This is a genomic window from Streptomyces sp. NPDC037126 (genome assembly GCF_055605965.1).
The window spans coordinates 11,427-29,154 of the sequence record NZ_JBVJTD010000016.1; the positions used below are offsets into that span (position 1 = coordinate 11,427).

At 73.0% G+C, this 17,728-nt stretch carries 18 protein-coding genes, 1 tRNA gene and 1 pseudogene; 5 read left to right on the plus strand and 15 right to left on the minus strand.

The window, feature by feature from the left end:
• Positions 1-79: 79 nt before the first annotated feature.
• Positions 80-2,533 carry a YfjP family GTPase gene (locus tag ACZ7FF_RS29950; RefSeq protein WP_470815929.1) on the minus strand — a complete coding sequence of 818 codons (2,454 nt, stop codon included), beginning with the start codon at positions 2,531-2,533 and terminating at the stop codon, positions 80-82.
• A 3-nt stretch (positions 2,534-2,536) separates the two neighbouring features.
• On the minus strand, positions 2,537-4,153 hold the full coding sequence (locus ACZ7FF_RS29955) for a dynamin family protein (RefSeq protein WP_470815930.1): 1,617 nt from the start codon (positions 4,151-4,153) through the stop codon (positions 2,537-2,539).
• 320 nt (positions 4,154-4,473) lie between these two features.
• On the opposite strand from ACZ7FF_RS29955, the gene ACZ7FF_RS29960 reads away from it, so the two are divergent.
• A tRNA-Arg gene (locus ACZ7FF_RS29960) sits at positions 4,474-4,549 on the plus strand.
• A 165-nt stretch (positions 4,550-4,714) separates the two neighbouring features.
• Here the strand turns inward: ACZ7FF_RS29960 and ACZ7FF_RS29965 are convergent.
• The 5 genes and pseudogenes from ACZ7FF_RS29965 to ACZ7FF_RS29985 form a co-directional block, all read right to left on the minus strand.
• Entirely contained in the window at positions 4,715-5,104 is a 390-nt protein-coding gene (locus ACZ7FF_RS29965; RefSeq protein ID WP_470815932.1) for a hypothetical protein, read from the minus strand.
• Positions 5,105-5,337: 233 nt separating this feature from the next.
• Positions 5,338-5,547: pseudogene (locus ACZ7FF_RS29970) on the minus strand (replication initiator); the annotation flags it as partial.
• A gap of 33 nt (positions 5,548-5,580) precedes the next feature.
• Positions 5,581-5,988 carry a DUF6416 domain-containing protein gene (locus tag ACZ7FF_RS29975; RefSeq protein ID WP_470815933.1) on the minus strand — a complete coding sequence of 136 codons (408 nt, stop codon included), beginning with the start codon at positions 5,986-5,988 and terminating at the stop codon, positions 5,581-5,583.
• A gap of 264 nt (positions 5,989-6,252) precedes the next feature.
• A complete protein-coding gene (locus tag ACZ7FF_RS29980; RefSeq protein WP_470815935.1) occupies positions 6,253-6,489 on the minus strand; it encodes a hypothetical protein in 237 nt (78 codons plus the stop codon).
• 498 nt (positions 6,490-6,987) lie between these two features.
• Positions 6,988-8,154, minus strand: a complete 1,167-nt coding sequence (locus ACZ7FF_RS29985) for a PP2C family protein-serine/threonine phosphatase (protein ID WP_470815937.1) — start codon at positions 8,152-8,154, stop codon at positions 6,988-6,990.
• A gap of 490 nt (positions 8,155-8,644) precedes the next feature.
• Between ACZ7FF_RS29985 and ACZ7FF_RS29990 the strand changes: the two genes are divergently transcribed.
• The 4 genes from ACZ7FF_RS29990 (at position 8,645) to ACZ7FF_RS30005 (ending at position 11,780) form a co-directional block, all read left to right on the plus strand.
• Positions 8,645-9,487: a hypothetical protein gene (locus tag ACZ7FF_RS29990; protein WP_470815938.1), complete on the plus strand. Its 843-nt coding sequence runs from the start codon at positions 8,645-8,647 to the stop codon at positions 9,485-9,487.
• Positions 9,488-9,587: 100 nt separating this feature from the next.
• Positions 9,588-10,160, plus strand: coding sequence for a hypothetical protein (locus tag ACZ7FF_RS29995; RefSeq protein WP_470815939.1), 573 nt, complete (start codon positions 9,588-9,590; stop codon positions 10,158-10,160).
• A gap of 199 nt (positions 10,161-10,359) precedes the next feature.
• Positions 10,360-11,319, plus strand: a complete 960-nt coding sequence (locus tag ACZ7FF_RS30000) for a D-2-hydroxyacid dehydrogenase family protein (protein ID WP_470815940.1) — start codon at positions 10,360-10,362, stop codon at positions 11,317-11,319.
• A gap of 170 nt (positions 11,320-11,489) precedes the next feature.
• On the plus strand, positions 11,490-11,780 hold the full coding sequence (locus ACZ7FF_RS30005; protein ID WP_470815941.1) for a chaplin: 291 nt from the start codon (positions 11,490-11,492) through the stop codon (positions 11,778-11,780).
• Between the two features lie 82 nt (positions 11,781-11,862).
• Here ACZ7FF_RS30005 and ACZ7FF_RS30010 read toward each other — a convergent pair whose 3' ends face one another.
• The 8 genes from ACZ7FF_RS30010 to ACZ7FF_RS30045 all read right to left on the minus strand — a co-directional run bounded on the left by ACZ7FF_RS30010 (position 11,863) and on the right by ACZ7FF_RS30045 (position 17,307).
• Positions 11,863-12,729 carry a tyrosinase family protein gene (locus ACZ7FF_RS30010; RefSeq protein WP_470815942.1) on the minus strand — a complete coding sequence of 289 codons (867 nt, stop codon included), beginning with the start codon at positions 12,727-12,729 and terminating at the stop codon, positions 11,863-11,865.
• A complete protein-coding gene (locus ACZ7FF_RS30015; RefSeq protein WP_470815943.1) occupies positions 12,713-13,201 on the minus strand; it encodes a tyrosinase cofactor in 489 nt (162 codons plus the stop codon). Before ACZ7FF_RS30015 ends, ACZ7FF_RS30010 begins: the two co-directional genes overlap by 17 nt.
• A gap of 110 nt (positions 13,202-13,311) precedes the next feature.
• Positions 13,312-13,830 carry a hypothetical protein gene (locus ACZ7FF_RS30020; protein WP_470815944.1) on the minus strand — a complete coding sequence of 173 codons (519 nt, stop codon included), beginning with the start codon at positions 13,828-13,830 and terminating at the stop codon, positions 13,312-13,314.
• A gap of 125 nt (positions 13,831-13,955) precedes the next feature.
• Positions 13,956-14,540 (minus strand): vitamin K epoxide reductase family protein, encoded by a 585-nt coding sequence (locus ACZ7FF_RS30025; RefSeq protein WP_470815946.1) that lies wholly within the window; start codon positions 14,538-14,540, stop codon positions 13,956-13,958.
• Complete coding sequence (locus tag ACZ7FF_RS30030) at positions 14,540-15,031, minus strand: DUF5949 family protein (RefSeq protein WP_470815948.1); 492 nt, start codon at positions 15,029-15,031, stop codon at positions 14,540-14,542. The genes ACZ7FF_RS30025 and ACZ7FF_RS30030 overlap by 1 nt, the downstream gene beginning before the upstream one ends.
• A gap of 164 nt (positions 15,032-15,195) precedes the next feature.
• A complete protein-coding gene (locus tag ACZ7FF_RS30035) occupies positions 15,196-15,486 on the minus strand; it encodes a hypothetical protein (RefSeq protein WP_470816223.1) in 291 nt (96 codons plus the stop codon).
• Between the two features lie 196 nt (positions 15,487-15,682).
• A complete protein-coding gene (locus tag ACZ7FF_RS30040; protein ID WP_470815950.1) occupies positions 15,683-16,897 on the minus strand; it encodes a hypothetical protein in 1,215 nt (404 codons plus the stop codon).
• Positions 16,898-17,067: 170 nt separating this feature from the next.
• Complete coding sequence (locus ACZ7FF_RS30045) at positions 17,068-17,307, minus strand: chaplin (protein ID WP_470815952.1); 240 nt, start codon at positions 17,305-17,307, stop codon at positions 17,068-17,070.
• Positions 17,308-17,728: the final 421 nt, after the last annotated feature.

Here is a 17,728-nt window from a genome sequence, read left to right on the forward strand (position 1 = left end):
TGGTCCCGCCCGTACTGCTGGTCCCGCCCGAACCGCCCGTCCCGTCACCAGGCCGTTCCCGCGCCCGGGGCGCCCGTCCTCACCCCACCCCGGCTCCCGCCGACACGACCCGGCCGTACTGCTCCCGCACCTCCTGGTACCGCAGCAGCTCCGAGGCCACGGGGTCGAGCACACGGGCCCGGCCGCAGCTCGCGGACGCCTCCCGCAGCCGCCGTTCCGCGTCCTGGCCGTAGCGTCTCGCCGGTCCGCGGGCCGCCATCCGGCAGCCCCACTCCACCAGCGGCCCACCGACGATCCCGCACACCATCAGCAGCACCGGGACCCCCAGGTTGGGTGCCATGAAGCCCGCGATCTGGCCCACCAGCCACAGGCCGCCCACGATCTGGAGCAGGGTCATGGCCGCCTGCACCAGCACCGCCACCGGCCACCAGCCCGGCCGCGGTGGCCGCCCCGACGGAAGTCCGGCGTTCGCCGCGAGCTCGTCCAGCGCCTCCGACAGCCCCTGGGAGCCGCGTACGGCCGCCTCGCGCACCGCCTGCGCCCACGGCACCGGCAGCCCGGCCGAGGCCCGGTCGGCCACCGTACGGACCGCCTGTTCCACGCGCTGACGTGCCGTCGCCTCCTCGTCGGCCTGCGTACGCACCTGGTGGCGGCCCGTCGCAGCAGCCGCGCCACGCCGCTCGTACCAGCGCCACAGCCGCAGCCAGGGCGTGCCGCAGGCGCGGTTGGCGTTGCGCAGCCAGGCGCGCTCGGCGGCCTCGCCCGCCGCGGTGGCGCCCACCGCGTCCGCGAGCCGCGCGGCGAACTCCTCGCGTGCCTCCTCGCTGAGCCCGATACGGCGCCCCGCGGCGTAGACGGGCTTCAGTTCGGCCGCGGCGGAGTCCAGGTCGGCGGAGACCCGGCGCCCCGCGGCGCCGCGTTCCGCCACGAACTGGTCGAGGGCCTCGCGCAGTTCGCCGACGCCCTCGCCGGTGAGCGCGGACAGCGCGAGCACGGTGGCGCCGGGTTCGTCGTACTCGCCGAGCGCGACGCCGTCCTCGTCGAGCAGCCGCCGCAGGTCGTCCAGGACCTGGTCGGCGGCGTCGCCGGGCAGCCGGTCGATCTGGTTGAGGACGACGAACATGACCTCGGCGTGCCCGGCCAGGGGCCGCAGGTAGCGCTCGTGCAGGACCGCGTCGGCGTACTTCTCGGGGTCGACCACCCAGATCACCGCGTCGACCAGTTTCAGGATGCGGTCGACCTGTTCGCGGTGCTGCACGGCGGCTGAGTCGTGGTCGGGCAGGTCGATCAGGACCAGCCCGCGCAGGTGGGTGTCGCCCTCCGCGGCGTGCAGCGGACGGCGGCGCAGCCGGCCCGGGATGCCGAGCCGGTCGATGAGGCCGGCCGCACCGTCGCTCCAGCTGCACGCGATGGGCGAGGCGGTGGTCGGACGTCGTACGCCGGTCTCCGAAATGGCGACCCCGGCCAGGGCGTTGAACAGCTGGGACTTGCCGCTGCCGGTGGCGCCCGCGATGGCGACGACCGTGTGCCGGCCGGAGAGCTTGCGGCGGGCGGCCGCCTCGTCCAGGACGCGGCCCGCCTCGGCGAGGGTGCTGCTGTCCAGGCGGGCGCGGGAGAGCCCGACGAGTTCGCGCAGGGCCTCCAGGCGGGAGCGCAGCGGGCCGTCGTAGGCCAGCGGGGCGGGGAGGTGACCGCCGACGACCGGACCACGGCTCGTGGTCTCCAGGGCGGAGGCGCGTTCGGCGGCGAGCGCGGCCGCGTTGGCCTCCGTGATCCGCCGGGCGATCAGCCCGTCGTCCCAGGCCTCCGAGGATCCCGGCTCGGGAGCGTCGGCCGCGTCCGGCGCGGGGCGGTCGACCGCCGGCTCCGGTGCGGGGCGGGGGGCCATGGGCTCCGGTGCCGGGCGGGGGTTCGGCGACTGGGGGTGCGGCAGGGCGCCGACGACGGCGCGCACCTCGGGCGGCGCGGGCCTCTCCGGCTCCACGTCCTGGTCCCCGTCCACGCCCCCGTCGGACGCGCCGTCCCGGTTCGCGTACTGCGCGTACTCGGTGCCCGCGTACTCGGTGCCCACGTACCCGCCGCCCGTATCCTCCTCGCCGACGTCATCGGCGCCGTCGGCGCCGTCGGCGCCGTCGCCCACGCGCGCGTGCCGCTCGTCGGCCGGGTCCTCCTCGGGCCCGCCGAGGTACGACGCCGCTGCCGAGCCCCCGTCGCCGTCGTCGCCGGTGTCGTCATCGTCGTCCACGCGCGCGTGCTCGGCCCGGTCCTCGGGGCCGATGGCCGCTCCGCCTGCTGGAGGGCTCGGCTCCCCGGCCCCGAGGCCGCCGTCACGCTTGCCGAGGTCGACGGCGGCGCCCGCACCGGGCAAGCCACCCTCGTCCGGCTGACCGGTACCGGTACCGCTGTGCTGCGTGTGACCGGCGTAGTCGTTCCTGCCCTGCTGCATGTGAACGGTGTAGTCGTTTCTGCCGTGCTCCATACGCCCCATGTGGTCGGTGTGATCCGTGTGGTCCTGGTCAGTGATGGCGGTCACCGGTCACCTCTCCTTCTGCAGTACCGACAGCGCGGCGATGAGTTCGGCCTGGGGCTCGGGATGGACGTCGAGGGCGTCGAGCGGGGCGAGGCGCCGCTCGCGTTCGCGGAGCATGACGCGGTCCACGCGTTCGTTCAGCAGCCGCCCGGCGCGGTCGCGCAGGCGCAGCGCGCCGTGGGCGCCGACCCGCTCGGCGAGTCCCTCGCCCGCGCTGCGGGCCCGGCGCCCGCCCAGCAGAGCGGTGGCGACGAGGGCGGCCACGGCCTCGGGGTCGGGCGCGGAGTTGCGTTCCAGACCGCGCACCTCGTCCTCGGCGTACTCCTCCAGCTCGCGCCGCCAGCGCCGGACCGCGAGGCCGATGCGGTGCTCGGCGCTCTCCAGGGAGGACTCGCGGTCGGCGAGCCCGGGGGCGGCGGCCGCGGGCTCACGGCGCCAGGTCTCGTCCACCCGTTCGTCGGCGGCCGTGACGGCGCACAGCAGCAGGGCGGCCAGGCTCTCCACGAGGGCGTCGAGGAGTTCACCGGCGGCGCAGTCCAGGGGGAAGGCGCGCCAGCGTTTGAGGGCGTCCCCGGCGAGTACGGCGCCGGACTGGAGGCGGGCGCGCACGCGCGCGTGCTCGCTGTCGTAGGCGGTGTCCACGGCGGAGGTGAGCCGTAGGGCGGCCGCGTACTGGGCGGCGGCGGCGCCGGCCAGCTCCGGCAGGCGGGACTTGAGCGAGTCGAGGAGGCCGTAGACCGTGCGGGCCATGACATGCTGCCGCGCGGCGGGATCCTGGACGTGGTGGACGAGCCAGGCCCGCAGCGGCGCGACGGCGGTGGCGGGCAGCAGGCCCGCGCCCCACGCGGACTCGGGCAGCTCGGGCACCGTGAAGCGGGGTACGTCGCCGAGTCCCGCCTTCGTGAGCAGGGCGGCGTACTGCCGGGAGACCTCGGACACGACCTGGTGGGGCACCCGGTCCAGGACGGTGACGAGGGTGACGTCGTACTCCTTGGCGGTGCGCAGCAGGTGCCAGGGGACGGCGTCGGCGTAGCGGGCGGCCGTGGTCACCATCACCCAGATGTCGGCGGCGCAGATGAGTTCGGCGGCGAGCACCCGGTTGTCGGTGATCAGGGAGTCGACGTCGGGGGCGTCGAGGAGGGCGAGTCCGCGGGGGACTGTTTCGGCGGTCTCGACGCGCAGCACGCGCGCGGGGTCGTCGGTGGAGCTCTCGCCGTGGATCAGGACGTCGTCGCGGTCCTGGAGGGGCGCCCACACGCGTGTGAGGTCGGGCAGCACGCGCATCCCGCTGAACCAGTGATGATCCTCCGGGTGGCAGACCAGTACCGGTGTGCGGGTCGTCGGGCGGAGCACGCCGGCTTCGCTCACCCGGCGCCCGACGAGGGAGTTGACGAGGGTCGACTTCCCCGCGCCGGTGGACCCGCCGACGACCGCCAGCAGCGGCGCCTCGGGTGCCCGCAGGCGGGGTACGAGATAGTCGTCGAGCTGCGCGAGGAGTTCGTCGCGGTTGGCACGCGCGCGGGGGGCTCCGGCCAGGGGCAGCGGATAGCGTGCGGCGGCGACACGGTCGCGCAGCGCGGAGAGTGTGTCGAGCAGCTGAGGCCGTACGTCCAAGGTCACCACATGCGAAGAATGCCCAATTTTGAGGGAATTCTGAAGCATATAGACATGTCTGCGCGCCGACGGGACAGAACGGACGGAAGGGATGACCGGGACACGGGCTCGGTCGAGGCATAACGAGTGCACAACACCCGGTGCGTCAGAGGCCAAAAGCGGTGCACGATTCGTACCTGCCTGCGATTATCAGGACCGCTTCACTGAACCTCCACATCGAGCCACGGAGGCGAAGCGGCAGGGTCAGGGAACCGGGAGCCCTATCCTTGTCCCCGGCAACGTCAAGGATCGGCCCACACCAGGGCACCAGACACGAGGCCACACACCAGGCCCCCGTAGCTCAGTGGATAGAGCAGGCGCCTTCTAAGCGCTTGGCCGCAGGTTCGAGTCCTGCCGGGGGCGCCACTGAGAGCCCTCCCTCGGGGAGGGCTTTTTTGCTGCTCAGGGCGGGTGACACTCGACACGCCGAAGCCCCGCAAGCCCCCTTGACGATCAAGGGCGGGCTCCGGGGCCGTCCGGCTGTCACCGGGTTTTCGCGGGTGGCCGTGTCGAAGTTTCTCGCTCGGAGGGTCAGCGGGCGGACGGCCCTTCGGGTAAAACACCGGCAGCTTCCAGCCGCCGCTTCAGATCCGGCAGCTGCCCGTCCACGCACCGCGCGTAGGTCGCCAGGAGCACCACGACGCTGTTCCCGGCCCACTCGGCCACCTGAGCGGGCGGAATCCCGTCGTTGAGCCACTTCGTCAGGCGCGTGTTCCGGTTGTCGTAGACGCGCCGCCCAGTGGGCGACTCGAAGACGTGCGGCGGCAGCACGGCCTTACGGGCGCCCCGCCAGGCCCGGCGGATGACGGAGCCCGCGAGGATGCCACCCGACTCACCCTGGAACAGAAGATCACCCGGCTGGAGTCCCCCATCCGCGATGTGCTGCCGCAGGATGCGCGTCAGGGCGGGATGTCCCGGCACGGTGCGCGTCTCACCCTCTGCACGCCCTTTCAGGTCCCGGCGTTCGTGGATCTCCCCCGGTGTCGGTCCACTGCTTCCCGACCTCCGGCGTCGCCGTGTGGATCAGCAGCTCGCACCGCTGGTCGTCGGCCCCGGGCTCGGGCGGCGTCACGTCCTGCACCCGCATGGCCACGGCTTCCTCGGACCGTGGACCGCACAGCGTGGCGGAGAAGGCGTGGAGCCGGGGGCCACCGCGGGGCCTGGTGGCGGTCGAGTTCGGCGAGTTCGCCGATGCGGCGGTCCAAGGTGCCAGTGTTCTAGGCGGCCTTGGTGGCGTGCTTGGCTACGTACCTAGTGACGGCCTGCCTGTTCCGTGATGTCGGAGCCGTCACCGAAGGCTTCACGGGCCGGATGTCGAGCTGTCGGCCTCAGCGGAAGGTACGAGCGGACTGGTCTTCGGTGGCACGGCCACCTAGGGCCAGTTGTGGCTGTGCAGATCACGCAGCGTCGAGCTGAGCGGCCAAGAACACCGCTGCCACCGAGGGGTGGACTGCGTACGTTGCCCCCGCGCTCCCCTCGGGAGCCTCCCACCAGTAGAACGGAAGCCGCCGCTCACTGTTGCTGTGTCCCTTGCTCATCCCGGACAGCACCCCCGCCACGCGCCGCGCCGGATCACTCTCGTTCGGGCCGCCCAGTGCCTTGTCCACCAGCTCCGTGCAGTGGATCCTCCGGCCCGGGTTGCGCGCCAGGTACTCGAGCACCTGCCGGGCCTGCGGAGCGAGTTCAGCCAAGAACACTACGGCGCGCTGCACGTCCTTCGGACCCCATTCCGGGGCGCCGTAGTGCCCCTCTTCGCCGGAGTGCTCAGCCCACCGCGGATCGACCTCAGACAGATACTCCGTCATGCCCGCCCCCAACAATTGTCGCTCAGCGTGTGCGTCGTTGGCACCGTACAGAGCCACCGGGGCACTGCGTGTCGAATCCGCGTCGAAGAGGAGGACGGGACGCAGCCACAGGGCGCCCTCCAAGCGCTTGACCGCAGGTTCGAGTCCTGCCGGGGGCGCCACTGAGAGCCCTCCCTCGGGGAGGGCTTTCTTGCTGTTCGGAATGGGTGACGTCGGACATGCCGGGGCACGGGGTGGTGGGGCGGGATCCCTCGGGGAGAGCGGTCAGTGGGTGGTCCTGCCGAAGTGCTGGGCCAGCAGGCCTACCGCCACGCCGGCGGTGGCCACTGCCGCTGCCGGGATCGGCGAGTGGGCGTGCACTCCCGGGGTCCACGTCACAAGCATCAGGCCGGTGAGGAAGCTGGTCGCCCAACTGCACGCGGCGTCCAGCATGTTGTCGGCAGCGGGCGAAGGGCGGAGCGAGGCGCGCGCCAGGTGACGCGCCGGCACCGTGATCGCCATGGCCAGGGCCGCACACGGAGCCAGGAGCAGCAGCCCAGAACACGGGCGCCAGTCCCTCGCATTCGATCGTCTGCGGGAACGCGGCAGCGGTGACGAGCAGGACCAGGAGGTATACGACGCCTACGGGGACGAGCGCGAACAGCGTCAGTCCGCCGAGCACTGCTCCGGTGAGGAGTCTCTCCCAGGGAGACTTCGGTTCGTCCTCGCCATCCGTGTCATCGGCAGATGTGGATCGCTCCTCCATCGCAGCTCCGCATCAGTGGGAATCCCGCTCTGACCAAGACGAAGACCAAGGCGACGAGGAGGCGGTGACCCGCCTCTGGTCCTCGGCTCCGTCCGTCACGCCGGGGCCCGTGCCGAGGAACGGGAAAGGGCGTCAAGAAATGTGCGCCCAGCGGCGCGACTCGCTATTCGTAGCCGACATGGATCTTGTGCGGCAACAGTTTTGAGGCTCGCCTGAGCATCCCTGAGGTCGGCGGGAGGGAATCGTCCGCGGGCTCACGAACCGCGGCCGAACCAGTCCAGGCAGAGGACCGTGGCGTCGTCCGGGAGGTGTCCGTCGCAGGCGTCGATGGCCGCCGTGGTCAGCGTGCGGACGACCTCGCGGGGGTGGTCGGTGGCCGTGTCGCGGATGACGCCGGGCAGGTCGACGGTCTCCGCCTCGCGTTCCTGCATGCCGTCGGTGTAGAGCAGGAGGCGGTCACCGGGCCGCAGATCGAGATCCTGGGCCCCGTAGGGGGCGGGCAGCTGCATGCCGAAGGGCTGGTTGACGCGCAGGCGCAGTTCGTCGACCGTGCCGTCGCGCAGGCGCAGGGGCCAGGGGTGGCCGGCGTTGACGACCTGTGCGCCCGTGCCGTCCAGGGCGATGCGCAGCAGCTGGCCGGTGGCGAAGGCACTGCGTCCGTGGTCGAGGAGTGCCTGGTGCATCTGGCAGGCCTGCTCGACCAGGCCGGCTCCGGCCCGGCGCGCGCCGCGGGAGGCGTTGACCAGGAGGGTGGCCATGAGAGCGGCGTCGACGTCGTGGCCCATGGCGTCGGTGACGGACAGGTGCAGTGTGTCGAGGTCGAGGGTGTAGTCGTAGGTGTCGCCGGCGCAGTCGTCGGCGGGGACCAGGGTCGCGGCGAGGGCGAACTCGGGGGCCTCGCACGACGGCGCCGCGGGCAGGAGCTGGCGCTGGATCTCGGCGGCCAGGGTCACCGGCCTGGTGCGCTGGCCCCAGTGGTAGAGGTCGGTGAAGCGGCGGTCGGTCACCAGGACGTACGCCAGCGCGTGCGCCGTCTCCCTGACCTGCTCCAGCACCTCCTCCGTCACCTCGGGCAGGACCAGCTCCAGCACGCCGATGGCGTCGCCGCGGTTGGTGACGGGGGCGAGGACCCGATGCCCCGCACGGGCCTCCGGCGCCTGTACGAGCTTCTGGGTGCGCAGCACCTCGTCGTAGACGCTGCCCTTCAGCAGGACCTGCTCGGCCCGGCGGCCCCGCTGGGAGTCCTCGTCCTCCGTGACCCGCACCATCTCCCGGCCGACGATGTCGACGAACAGGAACGACACGTACCGCGCGTCGAACCGGTCGCTCAGGCTGCGCGCCACCACGTCCAGGGACGCCACCGGCGCCGCGTTCTCCGCCGCGGTCAGAATGTCGGCCAGCCATCTGCGACCCCGCGTCACATCGTCCTCCCGGGGTTCTGCCGTCTCCTCCCCGCAGTACCGCGGGATTCGCAGGTCCATGCATACGTGCCGCGCACGGCTCGGCGAGTAGACCGGTCGTAGGGGCGTTATCGCTGCTCGGAGCCAGTACGAGTCGGAGGCGGCGGGGGCTGCACGGGGCGGGCCGCCGGCTCGTGCGCGGCTCGGCGAAAGGTCTGGTCGTACGGGCGCTTTCGCTGCTCAGAGCGGGTGCGCGTCAGAGTCGACGGCTCGGCGAAAGGTCCGGTCGTACGGACGTTTCCGCTGCTCGCAGCCGGTGCGGACCAGAGCCGAGGGGCTGCACGGGGCGGGCCGCCGGCTCGTGCGTGGCTCGGCGAGAGGTCCGGTCGTCCGGGCGTTTTCGCTGCTCACAGCCGGTGCGGGTCAGAGCCGGCGGGGGCTGTGCGGGGGCGGGTCCTCGGGTGGCGTTTCGTGGGCCCTCGGAACGCCACCCGAGGTCTACGCTCGGGCCGTGGGGCAGCCGGAGCAGCGTGCCGAGGGCGCGGGACCGTTCACCACCAGGCTCACCTGGCACCTTCCCGGCGGTGGCAGCGCGGTGTGGGAGTCGCGGCTCGCACGGCGGCGCGGTGTGCTCGTCGTCCGTCCGCCCGGCGCCGTGGCCGGGCGGCACGCCCGCGCGGACGCCACCGCCATCGGCCGGCTGCGCAGGCTCAACGTCGTCGCGGCCGTCTCCTTCGTCATCGGCGGTGCCCTGTTCGCGGCCGGCGCCGCGGTCGCCCAGTTCGGCTCCGGGGACGCCACCGAGTGCGCCTCGGTCTACTTCGCGGGCGGCCTGTTCTTCAACACCGGCGGCTACGTCTCGCTGCTCCAGGTGATCAACGCGCCCCGCCATGTCGCCGGCGGCCCGGGCCGGCTGGTCACCCGCCGCTGGCGGTGGTGGAGCTACGAGCCGGCCCGCGTGGACTGGCTGGGCGCGTTCGTCCTGTTCGCGGGCACCCTCGTCTTCGCGGTCTCCCTGCTGAGCTCGTTGCTGCGGGGTCTGAGCGTCCGGCAGACCAACCGGCTGATCTGGGCGCCCGACGTGGTCGGCTGTGTGCTCTTCCTGGTCGCCGGGCACCTCGGCCTCGTCGAGATCTGCCACGGCCGGCCCCGCGTCCGCCCGCGCAGCCTCGGCTGGTGGATCGTCGCCGTGAACCAGCTCGGTTCCGTCCTCTTCATGGTGTCGGCGCTCGCCGCCTACACCCGCCCCGCCACCGGCAGCGCAGTCAACGCCGGCATCGCGAACTGGGGCACCCTCACCGGAGCGCTGTGCTTCTCGCTCGCCGGGCTCCTCCAGCTGCGTGAACGGCCCTAGGCTCTGGTCGAACGGCTTTCCGACCCGTGCGCGGGCGGGGAATGCGGCAGGACGGCCATCGCGCGGGAGGGGTGCGTGCGATCGGACAGGGAGGGGCGCCATGAGTGACACCAGGCAGACCGGCCGGCGGAGCGTGGATCCGGGCAGCCGGGGCCCGTGGCCCGAGCCCGCCTCGCGGTTCCCCCGTAGCCTGCGCATATCGATGTTCGCGGTGCTCGGGGCGTTCGGACTCCTCGCCGTTCCGGTCGTGTTGTTCGGCGGCCTGATCCTGTTCGTGGTCGTCGGGCGGGTGCTGGCCCCGCCGCCCGTACCGGAGGGCCACCCCCTCGTGCTGCCGAAGGGTGCGGTCGTGGGCACCTGGCGCGACGACCGTGGCGGGCGGCTGCTGGTCGGCGCCGACGGCACGTTCACCTCGGACGGGGCGTGCGGCGACTTCTCCGACGCGGACCTGAACAGCGTCACCGCCCCGGACTCGGGTTCCGGTTCCTGGCACCGCTCGACGAACATGCCCGGGAGCGGGCACGGCCGCGTGACGACGGTCCAGCTCGAGTTCGCGCCGAGTGCGATGTGGACCGAGTACGAGGTTCGCGGAACGGCCCGGCGTCCCGTCCTGTGGCAGTACATCGGTGATCCGGACGACGGCGAGCTCTGCGTGCTCAGGAAGGAGTCCTGAGCCACGGGGCAGGGCGGGGGGCGGCCCGGCCGGAAGGACGGCAGCAGCGCGCAGACGGGGAGCGCGGCGAAGGAGCCGCCGAGCAGCAGCACGAGGAGCAGGTCGGTCGCCCCGCGCACGCGCAGGACGCCGTCCGGGCCCGCCTCCGGGCGGTGGTTACAGTCACCGCGGGACCGACGGAGGGGAAGGGAGAGACGACGTGCGACTTCGCTGTGCGGTGCTGGACGACTTCCAGGGGGTGGCCACCGAGCTGGCCGACTGGTCGGTGATCGGGGACGAGGTGGAGGTCGTCGCGCTGCGCGAGCACCTCGACGGCGAGGACGCCCTCGCCGCCGCCCTCGCCGATTACGACATCGTCGTCACCCTGCGCGAACGGGTGGCCTTCCCCGGCTCGTTGCTCGCCCGCCTGCCCCGGCTGAGGCTGCTGATCGCGTCCGGGATGCGCAACGGCGTCATCGACTACGCCGCCGCGGAGGCGGGTGGCGTCACCGTGTGCGGTACGCGGAGTTCGGGCACCCCGCCGGTCGAGCTGACCTGGGCGCTGCTGCTGGGACTGGCCCGCGGGATCGTCGAGGAGAGCACCGCGCTGCGCACGAACGGCCCCTGGCAGTCCACGGTCGGCGCCGATCTGCACGGCCGTCGGCTGGGTCTGCTGGGGCTCGGCAGGATCGGCAGCCGGGTGGCCGCGGTCGGGCTGGCCTTCGGCATGCGGGTCTCCGCCTGGAGCCGGCACCTCACCGAGGAGCGCGCGGCCGAGGTAGGCGTCGAACTCGCCGCTTCCAAGGAGGAGTTGCTGAGCGGCAGCGACTTCGTCTCCGTCCACCTGGCCCTCGGCGAGCGCACCCGGGCGCTGGTCGGGGCCGCCGAACTCGCCCTGATGAAGCCGACCGCCTACCTGATCAACACCTCGCGCGCGGCGATCGTCGACCAGGACGCCCTGCTGGCCGCGCTGCACGGGGGCCGGATCGCGGGCGCCGGTGTCGACGTCTTCGACGTCGAGCCGCTGCCCGCCGGTCACCCGATGCGCACCGCGCCACGCCTCCTGGCCACCCCCCACCTCGGCTACGTCTCGCACGCCAACTACACGGCCTACTACGGCCAGGCGGTGGAGAACATCCAGGCGTACCTGGCGGGCTCGCCGCTACGACGGCTGCCCTGAGCGCCGGTCCGGACCTGACCCCGGGGAGCCGCCGCCCCCTCGCCGGGCGGCACCTGCGAAAAGGGTGATCCGGGGGCGGCCCCCGTGACTCGTCCCGCGTGCCGCCGTTGAACGGGGAGTGCGGCTGCTGGTCCTGCCGCCGCGCTTTCCCAGCGACAAAGGAGAACGTGATGTCTCGCATCGCGAAGGCAGCCGTCGTCACCCTCGGCACCGGCGCCGTGGTGATGAGCGGGGCCGGGCTGGCCCTGGCCGACGCGGGTGCCACGGGCGCGGCACTGAACTCGCCCGGCGTGCTGTCCGGCAACACGGCCCAGGTGCCGGTGAACATTCCCGTCAACGTGTGCGGGGACACGGTCGACGTGGTGGGCCTGCTGAACCCCGCCTTCGGCGACAGCTGCGGCAACCTGAGCAGCCACGGCGTCCCCGGCAACCCCGGCCCGGGCAGCAGCTACGGCGACTGATCCGGCCGCCCGGACAGGGAAGGGCCCCGGCACTCGAGGTGCCGGGGCCCTTCGCATGCGCGACGGCGGAACGCCGGCGTGCTCACGCGTACCGGTAGATCCGGCTCAGGTCCTCCAGCTGGTCCGGGGTCTCGCTCCACGGCGGCAGCTTCTGGTGCCGGGCGACGACCCGCGCGTGCTGGGCGTCCCCGGGGCCGGGCGGCGCGGCCGGCAGATAGCGGTGCTCTCGGTGGGCCCGCTGCCAGCGCTGCCACTGCAGGTCCAGGAAGGCGTGGTGCAGCCAGAACACCGGGTCGTTGACGGAGGCGGCGCCCAGCATCGCGCCCCCGACCCAGCGGTGCACCCGGTTGTGGTTGTGCCAGGAGGCACTGCCGCCGCCGGTCCCCCAGCCCTCCAGCTTGTTGCGGAAACCCCGGGCGACGGTCGAGTCCCACGGCCACACGTCGTAGACACGGTCGTCGAGCGCCCAGCGCACATCGTTCTTGGTGGGCAGCTGGATGGGCGCGGCGGCGCGGCCCAGGTCCCGGGTGAGGTACCGGCCGTCGGTGATCCCCTCCTTGATGGTCCAGTGGCCCGCCGAGTAGGCGAACGGCCCGGTCATCACCTGCTGGTCCGAACGCCGCCCGTTGCCGCCGAGCAGGTCCTTCGTCCAGGGCACGGAGGTCGTTCCCCGGTCCCGGGTCCAGTCCCAGTACGGCACGGTCACCGAGGAGTCGACGCGGCGCAGCGCCCGCTCCAGCTCCAGCACGAACCGGCGGTGCCAGGGCAGGAAGGACGGCGCCATGTGGGCGGTGCGCAGTCCGGTCTCGCCGTCAGGGGTGTAGAAGTCGATGTGCATCCGCACGAACTCGTCGTACTCACCGCTGCGTTTGACCGCCAGCAGCGCGTTCACGAACCGGCGCCGCTCGCTCGCGGTGAGCGTCCGGACGTCCTTACGCACGTACGTCATGCCGGTCCCCCATGTCCATGCGCAACCCCGGCAGCACCGTGTCCATCGGCCCCGGGGCCATGTCGCGCAGCCGCTGGCCGGGGCCGATCTCGTCCACCGCCGCGCGGGCCGCCTCCAGCGGGGTCCGGTACGAGGTGTAGTGGTCGACCATGCTCAGCCAGGTGCCGTCCGCCCGGCGCATCAGGTGCAGCGGGCAGCCGTCGATGGTGATCCGCCAGTCGCCGCCGGAGGTGTCGCGCCCTTCGGCCGGTACCTGGACGCCCTGGATGCGGCGGCCCCGGTAGGTCTCGTCGAAGGAGCCGGCGCCGACGCCCTGGGCCGCGGGCCGGGAGGCGGCCACGACCGGGGCAAGGGCCAGGGCCGCGACGGAGGCCAGCAGCCCCCGCGTCACCTCTCTCCGCGCCGGTGCCGTCGTCCCCACTCTGGTCCCCCGCTCCGCGTCCACCGCCGCTCCGCCCATTTCGACGACCATCGCTCGCTCCTCGTCCGGGTTCAGATGTCCGTACGGGCTAACCGATCAAGGGCGTGGGGGGTCACCGCGGAACGGCCATCCGGTGGGTACGGGCGCGGGTGCCGCCGTCCTTACAGCCCGGGGCCCGTGCCGAGGTTCCCGCCGGCGACGGTCCGCAGGACCGGGGCGGCGAGGCCCGCCTGGGGGAGCCTGAGGCCGGGCAGACCGAAGTTCCGCGCGTCGGGCGCGGTCAGTGGGGCGTCCACGTTCAACCCGGGGCCGAGCGTGTGCAGGCCGGATGCGGGGGCTTCGACGCCGACGTGGTCGAACCGGTCGCCGAGCAGCCGCGGCAGGGGCGCCCGCACGCCCCCGCCGGGCAGGGCGCCCTCGACGGGCAGCCGGGGGACGGTCCGGTCGGGCAGCAGCCGGCCGGTGACATAGCGCGGCCCCTCGGGCGCGCCCGGAGTCAGCAGCGGCAGTTGGAGCCCGGCCTTGGGCATCTCCGTGCCGAGGGACTGGGAGACGCCGTTCAGCGGCACCGGGACGGGGACCGTGCCGACCGCGGCGGCGGCGGGGGTGGCCCCGGCGCCCACGGCGGCGGCGACGCCCGTGACGACGGCGGCAAGGGTTCCTCGGGTGGTCGTCTTCATGTCAGGTACGGTCCCTTTCGAGATACGGGTTCGACGTCCGTACCGCACAACTGGCCTGCCACGAACCGGAAAACGGCGTCGGTCCGCAATTCCCCCGACCGCCGTAATGGTCGGTTCGTCATTGTTCAGCTCGTCCAGAAGTCCCACCAGCGCGTCAGGACGAGCATTCCGACGACCCCGATGTGCAGAAGCGGCAGCACCCAGGTGAATTCGGCGAAGAAACCCTTCAGCCAGGCGGGCGCGGGCACATAGCCGCTGCGGACGACGAGGGAGGTGGCGTACCAGAACATCAGGATCGTGGCGACCCAGGCCAGACAGCACCACAGGCACAGCGCGTTGATCCGGTACAGCGACTGGAACTGGAGCCAGGAGACGAAGCAGATGCCGAACAGGCACCCGGCCTCGAACAGCAGCCAGTACCAGCCGGGGAAGCGGGCCCCGGCCAGCAGGCTCACGCCGAGGCAGACGACGACGCCGTAGGCCACCAGGCCCAGCATCGGGTTGGGGAACCCGAAGACCGAGGCCTGCTGGCTCTTCATCACGCTGCCGCAGGACACCACCGGGTTCAGGCTGCACCCGGGGACGAAGTTCGGGTTCCTGAGCAGCTTGAACTCGTCGAGGGTGATGACCCAGGAGGCGAGCAGCCCGGCCGCCCCGGTGAGCGCCAGCAGCAGGCCCAGGGCCTTGCCGCCGGCCAGGGGCGCGCGCATCAGCCGCGCAGGCTGCGGGCCGGAAGGACGACGTGCGCGGCAGCGGTCAGGGTCTCCTCGGCACCGGCGAACGCGGCCAGCGCGGCCGGTTCGACGGTCTCGCCGGGCCGGCCCTCGGGCCAGGCGCGGGTGGTGAAGACGAGATAGGCGTAGCCGCGCTGGGCGACGGCCGCGAGCCACTCCGGCGGCGCGTCGGCCTGGGCGACCAGCTGCGGCATCCGGACGACGGCCTGGCCGGCCTCGACCAGGAGGCCGACGGGGAGGCTGGGCCTGGCGGTGCCGTCGACCACGTCGCCGCCGACCGGCAGCCCGTTGCTCACCAGCAGCTGCTCCACCGCGGCCGCCGTGGCCCCCGGACCGCCCTCGGCGTCCCCGAGGGAGTAGGCCAGCAGGTAGGGCATGTCGGTGCCGTCGGGCGCCTCGCCGCTCCAGGCCAGGACGACGAGCGTGCCGAGGTCGGCAGGACGGATCTGGGTTGAGGTTGAGGTCACCGCGCGACCTTATCGACGGGTCGGCGCGTCGCCCGGCGGCTTCTCACCCTTCCGGACCAGTGGCCCGGGGGGCTCCACACGATTGAGGGAAACGCCCTCGAACGGGCCGGGGCCGGTGCCGCGGGTGCGGTACCGGCCCCGTTCCTGGTGCGGGAGCTGGGGTGTCAGCTCTGCAGGGGCAGGCCGCCGAGCAGCGGGTTGTGCTGGTTCACCGCGCCGGTGGCGCCCTTGACGGTGTTGAGCAGGGAGTCCTTGTTCTCGGTGTCGAGCGCGTCCGACTGGTGCTGCAGCGGCATCACGTCGTGCAGGGTGAGGGGGCCCTTGGTGAGCTGGTTGACGGCGCCGTTGAGGCTGGTGGGCGTCAGGTCGGCGGTGTTGTAGGCGAACGCGGGCGCGGTCACGCCTGCGAGGGCCACGGAACCGGCAACGACGGCGGCAGCCTTCAGGGACTTCATCATGTTCCTTTCTTCGGCAACTCAAGTCTCCCCAGGTATTTCTGGCGTCGTGCCTAACGAGTCCCCGCCGGACCGGAAACCCCGAGCTGAGAAGACATATGAGATCCCCCGGGACTTCCGGAACCTGCCCGCCGGAAAAGCCCTCAGCCGTCGTACCCGGTGGCACGACGGCTGAGAGGGATCGGGCGGTCTCGCGTCACCCGGTCGTGGGCAGGCTCGGCGTCGCCGGCAGGGAGGGCAGTGAGGCGCTGGGGGTCGGCAGTTTGGTGGCGCCGAGAACGGACGACGTCAGCAGGTCCAGCAGGCTGTCCACCACGCTGGTGGCGGACGAGACCACCTGGCCGACGTCGGAGGTGAGCGCCTTCACCAGATTGTCGATCGCGGTGTCCAGCGCGTTGACCGCGTCGCTCGTCGCGTCGCGGGCCACGCGCGCCTTGCCGTCGTCGAACTGCTTGGCCGCGGGGGCCGCGGACGCCGCGGGGGTGGCGGCCGATGCCGACGGGGTGGCGGGGAGCACGGACGGGCTCGCGGACGCCGGCGGCTTCACGGGCGCGGCGGGCTTCGCCGGGGTGGCCGAGGTGGCCGGGGCCGTGGTGGCGGTGGGCGTCGCGACGGCGGCGGGGGACGCGTGCGCCGCGGGGGTCGCGGCGGCCGTCGGCGTGGCGTGGGCGGCCGGAGTCGCCACCGCGGGCTTCACGGGCGCCGCAGGGGTCGCGGTGGCCGCCGCGGGCTTCGCCGCAGCCGCCGCCGGAGTGGCGGTCGCGGCCGGTTTCGCGACCGCGGCCGGGGTCGCCTGAGCGGCAGGAGTGGCGGTGGCCGCGGGCTTCGCGGGTGCCGCCGGGGTCGCGGTCGCCGCGGGTGTCGCCTGCGCGGCCGAAGTCGCCGTGGCCGCAGGCTCGTTGGCGGCCGCCGGGGTCGCGGCGGCGGGCTTCGCGGGTGCCGCCGGGGTCGCGGTCGCGGCGGGAGTGGCCGCCGCGGGAGTCGCCGTGGCCGCGGGGGTCGCGGTCGCGTGTGGCTTGACGGCGGCCGTCGAGGTCGGGGCAACCGTCGGCGTGGCAGCGGCAGTCGGGGTCGCAGCGGTCGGCGTGGCCGGGGAGTGGGGGTTCGCCATGGCGTCGGCGATGGACCTCTTCGCCGCGTCACCGAGCTGCTGGGCCTCGGTGGCGGGCAACCTGCCCTTCATCAGCGACTGGTTGAGCAGATCGACGACCGGGCGGGGAACGGAGCCGGTGGCGCTCAGGGCACTGACCTGGGCGAGCAGCTTCTCCGCTCCGGGGACGACCGCCCGGGGGGCGGTATGGGAGCGTTCGTGCGCCGAGTCGGCCGCGATGGCGGCCGGGCCGGTGACGCCGACCAGGACGGCGGCACAGAGGGTGGTGGACGCAAGACGCCACGCGGGTTGACCACGCATGGGTGTTCCTTTCGGTGAACATCGGGACCTGAGTTCACCGTCGATTCACCGATCGCTCTCCGCAACCGCTCGCTACTTTATGTGATCCGTACGAGGGAGACACAAACCGGCCGCCCGCCCCGCGACGGACACGCGGGACCGGCGGCCGGTCGAAGGGCTGGGCCCTGGCGTCAGTCCGCGACGCAGGTGTCCCCGAAGGCGGGGTTCAGCAGGCCGATGACGTCGACGGTGTCGCCGCAGGCGTTCACCGGCACGTGGACCGGGACCTCGACGACATTGCCCGACAGCACACCCGGGGAGGTGGCGGCGGCGCCGTGCGCGTCGGAGTTGGCGGAGGCCAGGCCGGCGCCGCCGGCGACGGCCGCCACGGCGGCGGAGGTCAGGACCAGACCCTTCGCGATACGCGACATGGAGAGGTGCTCCTTGTAATCGACACAAACATGCGGGCGGGATGCCCGGCGCTGTGTCAACGCGTGGCGCCCCAAGGGGTTGTGCCGCCAAAGGGGTGATGCGTGAGGGACCGGGCCGCCTTCACGTTTCCGACACACTTGACCCTATTCTCCTCATTGGTCCGGTTGGCCACTACAGTTGCGGACCTCTCCAGCACGCGCGAAGGGGCACCGCCGGTCATGTGCAAGTTCCCGGTTCCGCCGCCGAGTTCGAGGGAGGACTCGCGCACGCTCTCCCCCGGCCGCCGGCGTACGCCGGTCGCGCGGCGCGACACCGGCGGTCCCACGGATGACGTACGGAGCACCACGATCGGTGGACCCGGTGGCGTACCGGCCCGGCACCATCCGGCATACGCCGGCACGCCCGGGAGGGACGCCGATG

Coding starts and splice junctions, on each gene's coding strand:
- ACZ7FF_RS29975 (WP_470815933.1), bottom strand. CDS start 5,988: ATGACGGAGTATCTGTCTGAGGTCGATCCGCGGTGGGCTGAGCACTCC.
- ACZ7FF_RS29980 (WP_470815935.1), bottom strand. CDS start 6,489: ATGGCGATCACGGTGCCGGCGCGTCACCTGGCGCGCGCCTCGCTCCGC.
- ACZ7FF_RS29995 (WP_470815939.1), top strand. CDS start 9,588: ATGAGTGACACCAGGCAGACCGGCCGGCGGAGCGTGGATCCGGGCAGC.
- ACZ7FF_RS30005 (WP_470815941.1), top strand. CDS start 11,490: ATGTCTCGCATCGCGAAGGCAGCCGTCGTCACCCTCGGCACCGGCGCC.
- ACZ7FF_RS30010 (WP_470815942.1), bottom strand. CDS start 12,729: ATGACGTACGTGCGTAAGGACGTCCGGACGCTCACCGCGAGCGAGCGG.
- ACZ7FF_RS30015 (WP_470815943.1), bottom strand. CDS start 13,201: ATGGTCGTCGAAATGGGCGGAGCGGCGGTGGACGCGGAGCGGGGGACC.
- ACZ7FF_RS30020 (WP_470815944.1), bottom strand. CDS start 13,830: ATGAAGACGACCACCCGAGGAACCCTTGCCGCCGTCGTCACGGGCGTC.
- ACZ7FF_RS30025 (WP_470815946.1), bottom strand. CDS start 14,540: ATGCGCGCGCCCCTGGCCGGCGGCAAGGCCCTGGGCCTGCTGCTGGCG.
- ACZ7FF_RS30035 (WP_470816223.1), bottom strand. CDS start 15,486: ATGAAGTCCCTGAAGGCTGCCGCCGTCGTTGCCGGTTCCGTGGCCCTC.
- ACZ7FF_RS30040 (WP_470815950.1), bottom strand. CDS start 16,897: ATGCGTGGTCAACCCGCGTGGCGTCTTGCGTCCACCACCCTCTGTGCC.
- ACZ7FF_RS30045 (WP_470815952.1), bottom strand. CDS start 17,307: ATGTCGCGTATCGCGAAGGGTCTGGTCCTGACCTCCGCCGCCGTGGCG.